Origin of the sequence: Acidocella sp. MX-AZ02, from assembly GCF_000306035.1 — a bacterium.
Lineage (GTDB): Bacteria > Pseudomonadota > Alphaproteobacteria > Acetobacterales > Acetobacteraceae > Acidocella > Acidocella facilis.
In genome coordinates this window covers 372,510-380,578 of the sequence record NZ_JH976208.1, presented here as the reverse complement: position 1 = coordinate 380,578, position 8,069 = coordinate 372,510, and the positions used below count along the sequence as shown (strand labels likewise).

The 8,069-nt window shown below is 68.7% G+C and carries 8 protein-coding genes; 4 read left to right on the top strand and 4 right to left on the bottom strand.

Features of this window, described 5'->3' with window-relative positions; translation table 11 throughout:
* Positions 1-43: 43 nt before the first annotated feature.
* On the top strand, positions 44-1,120 hold the full coding sequence (locus MXAZACID_RS10085; RefSeq protein WP_051060312.1) for a Dyp-type peroxidase: 1,077 nt from the start codon (positions 44-46) through the stop codon (positions 1,118-1,120).
* Between the two features lie 78 nt (positions 1,121-1,198).
* On the opposite strand, the gene MXAZACID_RS17820 is transcribed toward MXAZACID_RS10085, so the two are convergent.
* The 3 genes from MXAZACID_RS17820 to MXAZACID_RS10070 all read right to left on the bottom strand — a co-directional run bounded on the left by MXAZACID_RS17820 (position 1,199) and on the right by MXAZACID_RS10070 (position 2,865).
* Positions 1,199-1,630: a hypothetical protein gene (locus MXAZACID_RS17820; protein ID WP_205619787.1), complete on the bottom strand. Its 432-nt coding sequence runs from the start codon at positions 1,628-1,630 to the stop codon at positions 1,199-1,201.
* Positions 1,631-1,771: 141 nt separating this feature from the next.
* Positions 1,772-1,972, bottom strand: coding sequence for a hypothetical protein (locus MXAZACID_RS10075; RefSeq protein ID WP_008494209.1), 201 nt, complete (start codon positions 1,970-1,972; stop codon positions 1,772-1,774).
* 137 nt (positions 1,973-2,109) lie between these two features.
* Complete coding sequence (locus MXAZACID_RS10070) at positions 2,110-2,865, bottom strand: FadR/GntR family transcriptional regulator (RefSeq protein ID WP_008494208.1); 756 nt, start codon at positions 2,863-2,865, stop codon at positions 2,110-2,112.
* Between the two features lie 157 nt (positions 2,866-3,022).
* Between MXAZACID_RS10070 and MXAZACID_RS10065 the strand changes: the two genes are divergently transcribed.
* Positions 3,023-3,874, top strand: coding sequence for a c-type cytochrome (locus MXAZACID_RS10065; protein WP_008494207.1), 852 nt, complete (start codon positions 3,023-3,025; stop codon positions 3,872-3,874).
* Here MXAZACID_RS10065 and MXAZACID_RS10060 read toward each other — a convergent pair.
* Complete coding sequence (locus MXAZACID_RS10060; protein WP_008494206.1) at positions 3,871-5,256, bottom strand: amidase; 1,386 nt, start codon at positions 5,254-5,256, stop codon at positions 3,871-3,873. The genes MXAZACID_RS10065 and MXAZACID_RS10060 overlap by 4 nt on opposite strands.
* Before the next feature lie 156 nt (positions 5,257-5,412).
* On the opposite strand from MXAZACID_RS10060, the gene nagA reads away from it, so the two are divergent.
* Together nagA and MXAZACID_RS10050 are read left to right on the top strand one after the other, a co-directional pair.
* The gene (gene nagA, locus MXAZACID_RS10055; protein WP_008494205.1) at positions 5,413-7,419 is read left to right on the top strand and encodes an N-acetylglucosamine-6-phosphate deacetylase; all 2,007 of its coding nucleotides are present in this window, start codon (positions 5,413-5,415) and stop codon (positions 7,417-7,419) included.
* A gap of 29 nt (positions 7,420-7,448) precedes the next feature.
* Positions 7,449-7,961 (top strand): hypothetical protein, encoded by a 513-nt coding sequence (locus MXAZACID_RS10050; protein ID WP_008494203.1) that lies wholly within the window; start codon positions 7,449-7,451, stop codon positions 7,959-7,961.
* The last annotated feature ends 108 nt before the right edge of the window (positions 7,962-8,069 follow it).

Sequence of the window (8,069 nt, the reverse complement as noted above, 5' to 3'; positions counted from 1 at the left end):
TTCTATGGCCCCCGCCAGCAGGGCATCACCACCCCGATGCAGAGTGCCCTATATTTCGCGTCCTTCGATCTCGAAACCGAACACCGCGCCGAGCTCGATCGTCCTGCTGCAACGCTGGACGGCGGCATCGGCCCGGATGACCGCCGGCCTACCGGCCGAGCCCGGCACCCAGCAGGAGGACGAGCCGGGGCTCGATAGCGGCGAGGCGCTGGGGCTGACCCCGGCGCGGCTCACCCTCACCTTCGGCTTCGGCCCGGATCTGTTCACGCTGAACGGCAAGGACCGTTACGGGCTGGCCGCCCGCCGCCCGGCGGCGCTGGTGGATCTGCCCGCCTTCAACGGCGACCAGCTGGTGGCGGGCCAGTGCGGCGGCGCGCTCTGCGTGCAGGCCTGCGCCGACGATCCCCAGGTGGCCTTCCACGCCGTGCGCCAACTCTCCCGCCTCGCCTACGGCACCGCGACGCTGAAATGGGTGCAGACCGGCTTCTCCACCGCCCCGCGGAGCAAGGGCACGCCACGCAATCTGATGGGATTCAAGGACGGCACCATGAACCCGACCGGCCATGAGATGGATGCGGTGGTCTGGGCCGGGGCGGATGCCGGCTGGATGCAGAATGGCAGCTACATGGTGGCGCGGCGCATCCGCATCGCCCTGGAACATTGGGACCGGATGAAGGTCGGCTTCCAGGAGCAGACCTTCGGCCGCCACAAGGCCAGCGGCGCCCCGCTCGGCGGCACGCGCGAGTTCGACACGCCGAATTTCAACGCCACCGACAGCGACGGCAATTATGTCATCCCGCAAACCGCCCATGCCAGGCTGGGCGCGGCGGCACTGAATGATGGCGCGCAGATCCTGCGCCGCTCTTACGGCTATAATAACGGCGCCGATTTCACCGCCGAGCGCTGGCCGCCCTGGACGCAGGGGATCGAGTTCGAGTCCGGCCTGTTCTTCCAGGCCTATCAGAAAGACCCGCGCAACGGCTTCATCAAGATTTTCGACAAAATGTCGAAATTCGACGCGCTGAACCAGTTCACCACCCATGTCGGCAGCGCCGTGTTCGCCTGCCCGCCAGGGGCGCAGCCGGGCAGCTATATCGGCGCGCCGCTCTTCGCGGCCTGACGCACCTGCATCCGGGCGGCAAAAAGGGCTTCGGCGCGACGCTGAAGCCCTTTCGCGTTCACCCACGGAGGGCGGAAATTACTGGGCGGTGCCGTACTGGCGCACGCCATCATTGCCCGGGCAATAGCAGCGCCCGCCCACCGGCACGCTCACCTCCATCGGGCAGATATAAGCGCCGGCATGGCAGGATTGCGCCGCCCCCGCATCGGCCGGCGCGACGGGCGCGGCAGGGGCCACCGGCGCCACGGGCGCGACCGGCGCCTGCGCGATATAGCCCGGATAAGGCTCATAATAGCCATCCGGCACCGGCGCCGGGGCCGGCGCGACATAAACCGGCGGCGGGGCGTAATAAGGCGGATAGACATAAGGCCCCGGCACCACGATCGGCGCCACGTCGATCCCGATCCCCCATCCCCAACCGCCACCATGCCAGCCATCATGCGCCTGGGCGCGCCCCGGCAGGGCCAGCGCCCCCACCGCCAGGGCGGACAGTACAGCAAGCGGTTTCAAGAGATAACGCATCGAACCACCCTCTTCGCAAAAAAGGTTACAAGCTCAAATTTAACGGAAGATTGTAACTCATTTTTTGCCAAACCCACGCGTCTCCCCCAAGGCCGGGCTGGCCTCAGCGTTGGGGGCTCAGCCTGGCGCTCAGCGCCGCCTTGCTTCTCGCGGCGGCGCCTGCCGGGAGGCAGGCGGCCGGGCGACAGCGGAGATCCCGCGATCCTCCAGCAGCGGGCGGACCTTATGCCAGAGCTGGTAGGCGGCATCGGGGTCGCTCCCCGCCTCTTCCCACATCACGAACAAGCGCTCGCGCACACGCGCATGGGCGGAACTGGTTTGCAGAGCCATTTCAACGATCCTCCATCACATCTTGACGATCGGCGGCCACACGGGCCCGCCCCCTTATAGCGCATGCGCCAGGCAAAGGCGGCTGGGGGACCGGTTAAAGCCGCTTCATGAAACGCGAGGAGCGCGGCGCCCGCGGCTCAATCGTCGCGATGATGGTCCACCATCCGCCGCCGGGCCTGGGTGATGTGAAACTGCATGGCGATGCGCGCCGTTGCCCCGTCCTGGCCGCGGATCGCTTCCAGAATCAGCTCATGTTCGCGCAGCACCACGCTGGCGCGCTCGCGCGGGCTGGTGCGGGTGAGGCTGAGCGAGACGCTCATGAACCCGCTCACCGCCTGGTGCAGATGCTCCATCGCGCTCGCATAGAAATGATTGCCGCTGGCCCGGGCGATGGCCATGTGAAACGCCAGATCCCCGGCCGGGGTCAGCACGCCGCGCTCGGCCTCCTGGCGGAAATGCGCGTGCGCCGCCTCGATGGCGGCCAGCTCCCCGGCATTGCGCCGCTCCGCCGCATGTTCCGCCGCGCTCCCCTCCAGCACCACCCGCACCTCGACCGAGCGCAGATAATCCGCGACCTGCTCAGGCGCCGCGAAACTGGCCAGCCGCTCCGCCGGGCGCGCCATCACGTAGGTGCCCGAGCCCTGGCGCGCCTGCACCAGCCCATCCGCGCCCAGACGCTGCAAGGCCTGGCGCACCACCGGGCGGGAGACGCCGAACATCTTGCAGAGATCCACCTCCGCCGGCAGCCTGGTGCCCTCGGGCAGGCGGCCGGAGAGGATCTGCTCCAGGATCTGGCCATAAAGCTGGTCGCCCATGCGCTGGCGGCGGGTGAGCACCAGGCTCGGCGGCTCCGCCATCGGCGGCATCATCGTCTTGGTCGGGGCGTGGGCCACCGTGGCAAATCTCCTTTTGGCGCGAGATTACCCCAGCCACGCGCACAGGCGAAGGCCCGAACCGCACCCTTCGCGCGCGTAAAGCCAGGATTTTCTCGTTCCGGTCATTTCCGCTTCATTACAAAAGTGATAGAGCTCGGACAAACGGGAGCGAATCATGCGCAAGCTATTCATCACCACCTTCCTTTTCAGCCTCGCCAACCTGCCCGCGGCGGCGCAGCCTTTGCAGGGCCTGCCGCCCGGCCCGCTCGGCGCCGCCATTCAAAGCGGCCATGACTTGATCATGCAGACCGGCACCAATGCCGCCTCGAAGGGCTATATCGGCAACGCGCTCACCTGCGCCAACTGCCATACTAATGCCGGCAATAACGATCATCCCGGTAATTTCCTCAACACCGCCAGCGAATACCCCTCCTTCTCGCCGCGCGAGGGGGCGGTGATCACGTTGGAGGACCGCATCGCCAATTGCTTCATGCGCAGCATGAACGGCAAGCGGCCGAGCACGGACAGCGCCGTGGTGGTGGACATGGCCGCCTATATCGACTGGCTGGACCGCGACAAGAAAGTGGAAGCGCTCGCCACGCCCACCCCCAGCCCCTACCCGGCGATGGTGAAGGCCGCCACTGCGGCGGACTATGCCGCCGGCCAGACGCTCTACAAGCAGAACTGCGCCGCCTGCCACGGCGCCAACGGCGCCGGCATGGGCAGCTTCCCGCCGGTCTGGGGCGCGCGCAGCTATAATGCCGGGGCGGGGCTGGCCAACATCGCCAAGCTCGCCACCTGGGTGAAGGGCAATATGCCGCTCGGCAACCCGCATCTCAGCGAACAGCAAGCCTTCCAGGTGGCGCTTTATGTCGACACCCAGCCCCGGCCGGATTTCGTGCTGCAGGACCATCTGCCGCCCGGCCAGGCCTATAACGCCAAGGTGCGCAGCGAGACGGACAGCGTCGCCAGCAATCTGAAAAAAGCCGGGCTATCCGCCGCCACCCTGCAAGGTCAGACGCCTTAAGCGAACAGCGCCTCCAGCGAAGCCGCCAGCGCCATCACCTTTCCATCCTCGCCGCGCCCGCCGATGATCTGCAGGGCCACCGGCAGCCCGGCCTTGGTCTTGCCGCACGGCACCACGGCGGCGGGCTGCTGGGTGAGGTTGACCGGGTAGCTGAACCCGGCCCATTCGGTCCAGCGCGTGAGCCCGGCGCCCGAAGGCACCTCGGCCCCGGCCTCGAAAGCCGGAATGGCGGTGCCCGGCGAGAGGATGAAATCATACTCCGCCAGTGCCGCATCCATCGCCGCGCCGAAATCCGCCCGGCGCACCTGGGCGCGCACCAGCTGCACCGCACTCATCCGCGCCCCTTGCGCGGCGATTTCCAGGAACCCCGGATCGATCCCGGCGCGCTTTGCCTCCGGCACCCCCGCCAGGCGCGTCGCCGCCCCGGAAAACCAATGGTCATGGAACAAGTCCAGCAAATCGCCGCCCGGCAGCGTGAAGGGCGAAATCTCCGCCCCCTGCCCCGCCAGCTCTGCGATCCTGGCATCGATGATCGCGCCCAGCTCCGCATCCAGCGCCCCCGAAGGCGGGATGCGCCAATAGCCGATCTTCAGCCCCTTGGGCGAAAGCGGGGCAGCCTCCAGCCCCGGAAACTGCCCCGCCCCCTGGTTCCAGTCACGCCGGTCCCGGCCGGACATCGCCTTCAGCATCGCCAAACCGTCCGCGACATTCGCCGCCATCGGGCCGATATGCGCCACCGTGCCGAAGGCGCTCGCCGGATAGGCCGGCACCCGCCCAAAACTCGGCTTGATCCCGAAAATCCCGCAGAAACTCGCCGGCACCCGGATCGAGCCGCCGCCATCCGAGCCCAAATGCAACCGCCCCGCCTGCATCGCCGCCGCCACCGCCGCCCCGCCGGAGGAGCCGCCGGAGGTCTTGGAGGGGTCATGCGGGTTGCGGGTGATGCCGAAGGCGGGGCTGTCGGTCAGCGCCTTCCAGCCAAATTCCGGCGTCGTCGTCTGGCCGATGAACACGCAGCCCGCCTCGCGCAGCTTGCGCACCGCAGGCGCATCCTCCCGCCAGGGCGTGGCGTCGGTGGTCTCGCTGCCATAACGCACCGCCCAGCCCTGCACCCAGACGATATCCTTCAACGTCGTCGGCACCCCATCGACCTCGGAGAGCGGCGCGCCCATCCGCCAGCGCGCCTCGGACGCCTTGGCCTCCGCCAGCGCGCCGTCGCGGTCGAGAAAGGTGAAGGCGTTGAGGGCGGGGTTGATCGCCTCGGCCCGTGCCAGCGCCGCCTTGGTCACCTCCACCGGGGAGAGATCGCGCCTGCGGTACGCCGTCGCCAGCGCGGCGGCATCGAGCTGGCAAAGCTCAGGGGCGGGGGGCAGCGCATCCATGCATCACCTCTTGCATTCACAGGCGCCCAGGCCAGCACTCCCGGCGGCGCCCGGCAAGGGGCCAGCGGCGATTTTTATCCGCCGATCTGGCCTGCTCCCTTGCCCCGCCCCCGCCCTGGCCGCAGAAGGGCGGCAGAGATCGAACAAGGCCGGACCATGCGGATTTTTGCCCAGACACTCTTCGATGGTGAGCGTTTCACCGGCCCGGCCACGGTGGAAATCGCGGCCGGGCGCATCCTCGCCATCCACCCAGGCGCCGCCAATCCGGACCTGGAGCTGCAACATGGCATCCTTGGGCCGGGGCTGATCGATCTGCATAATAACGGCGCCTTCGGGGTGGATTGCGCCAGCGCCACGCCGGCGGAATGGGACAAATTCGCCACCGGCCTCGCCGCGCGCGGCGTCACCTCCGTGCTGCCCACGATCATCACCCAGCCTCTGCCGGCCATCGCTGAAGCCGCAACCCGGCTGCGCGCCGCCATGGCGCGTCACCCCGGCCTGCTCGGGCTGCATCTGGAAGGCCCGTTCCTGGCCCCCGCCAAGCGCGGCGCCCACCGGGCGGACTGGCTGCGCCTGCCGGACCAGGCGGCTTTGGATGAGCTGCTGGACGGCCCCGCCGCCGCCGTGCTGAAGCTGCTCACCCTGGCCCCGGAGCTGGAGTACGCGCTGCCCGCCATCGCCCGGCTCACAGCATCGGGCATCCGCGTTTCGCTCGGCCACACCAATGCCGATGCCGCGCAGATGCGCGCCGGGGTGGCGGCCGGGGCGCGGCTGGTGACGCATCTCTTCAACGCCCAATCCCCGCTCGGCCACCGCGCCCCCGGCGCGCCCGGCATCGGCCTCACCGACCCGCTTCTCGCCCCCTGCCTCATCGTCGATGGCGTGCATGTCGATCCGGCTTTGCTGCAGATCGCCTTCGCCGCCTGCCCGCGCGCCATCGCGGTGACGGATTCCATCGCTCTGGCCGGGCTGGAGCCTGGCGCGGAACTGGAATTTGGCGGCGCGACGGCCATTCTCGGGCCGGATGGCGTCGGCCACCGGGCGGATGGCACCATCGCCGGCGCCGCGATCACGCTGGATGAAGGGGTGCGCCGGATGATCTTCTGGGGCATCGCCCCGGAAATCGCTTTGGCCGCCGCCACCTCCCGCCCCGCCGACGCGCTCGGCCTCAACCTTGGCCGCATCGCGCCGGGGGCGGCGGCGGATCTGGTCTGGTGGTCGGAGGATTTCCAGGCCTTGCAGGTCTGGCAGGCCGGCCAGCCCGGCAGCCCGGCCACGCCGCGCGGCACCGAGGCCCCGCGCCTGGAGCTGCTGGACCTGGAAGCCCGCCCCACCGAGGAGATCATCCGCCTCTTCCTCACCCAGGAAGCCACCGCCCAGCGCGCGCTGAACAGCACCTCCCCGGCCCTGGCCCGGCTGGCGGATGCCGTGGCGGCCCGGCTCGCGGCGGGGGGGCGGCTGTTTTACGCCGGGGCCGGCACCTCCGGCCGGCTCGGGCTGCTGGATGCGGTGGAATGCCGCCCCACCTTCGGGGTCGCGCCCGGGCTGATCGTGCCGCTGCTGGCCGGCGGCGAGGGCGCCTTCATCCAGGCCGCCGAGGGCGCGGAGGATGACGAGGACGCCGCCCGCGCCGCCCTCGACGCGCAGCGGTTCTGCGAGAGGGACGCGCTGGTCGGCATCGCCGCCTCCGGCTCCACGCCTTACACGCTGGCGGCGCTGCGCCATGCTGCGGGGCTGGGCGGGCTCACCGGCGCCATCGTCAACAATACGGCCTCACCGATGGCGGCCGCCGCGCGGATCGCCGTGGAAATCCTCTCCGGCCCGGAGATCATCGCCGGCTCCACCCGCCTTTCCGCCGGCTCCACGGAAAAGATCGCGCTGAACATCCTCTCCTCCACCGTGATGATCCGTCTTAATAAAACCTTTGGACCTTTCATGGTGGATATGCGGGCCAGCAACGCCAAGCTGCGCCGCCGGGCGGTGCGGATGGTGACCGGGCTGACCGGCGTGGATGAGCAAACCGCAAGCCTTGAACTGGAGGCGTGCGACATGCATGTTAAACTTGCCGTGCTGGCCATCAGGCTTGGCCTGGCGCCGGATCTGGCGCGGGCGAGGCTGGCGGCGGCGGGTGGCTCGCTGCGGCGGGCTTTGACTATGGATTGAGCGTGGATTCGGTCTGACGGGACGAAGAAATGGCCGGGAATATCATCGGTTTCGCAAGAAAGGCGGACGATTTCATCATAGACCGGCTGTTGCAGCCGGGGGTCGATTACGCGGCCTGGCTGTTCGGCCTGCCGCTTTTCACCCTGGCCCGCATCTCCACCGGCGCCGGCGCCCTCGCCGGGCTGCTCTGGGTGCATCTGTTCGACCGCCCCTACACCTCGGATTTTTTCGAAGACATGATCTGCCTCGGCATCATGGCCGGGGCCGCGCATCTGCAAATCAACAGCCAGCAGGCCCGCACCGGCCGGCGCGCCCATGTCGCCCCGGCGGTGCGCCTTTCGGGGCTGCTCTGGCGAACCTTGTGGCTGCTGGATCTGGTGCTGTTCCCGACCCAATGGCCGCTGGAAGCCCATGCCCAGCTGATCGGCAATTTCGCCTGGACGTTGCTGCTGGTGCTGCCCTACTGGCTGATCTGCTGCCGCGAGGCGCCGCCGCTGGAGCGGGTGGGCGAGCTGCGCTACGCCACCATCCCGGTGCGCTAAGAGACTAAATAAATTTGCAAAAGTTTTTGGAGTGAAGCCCTTTTTTCAAAAAGGGCTTCAGAACGTCTGGGGTTTTGACGGCTTAGGTGCCCCCCCCCCGCACGTTTT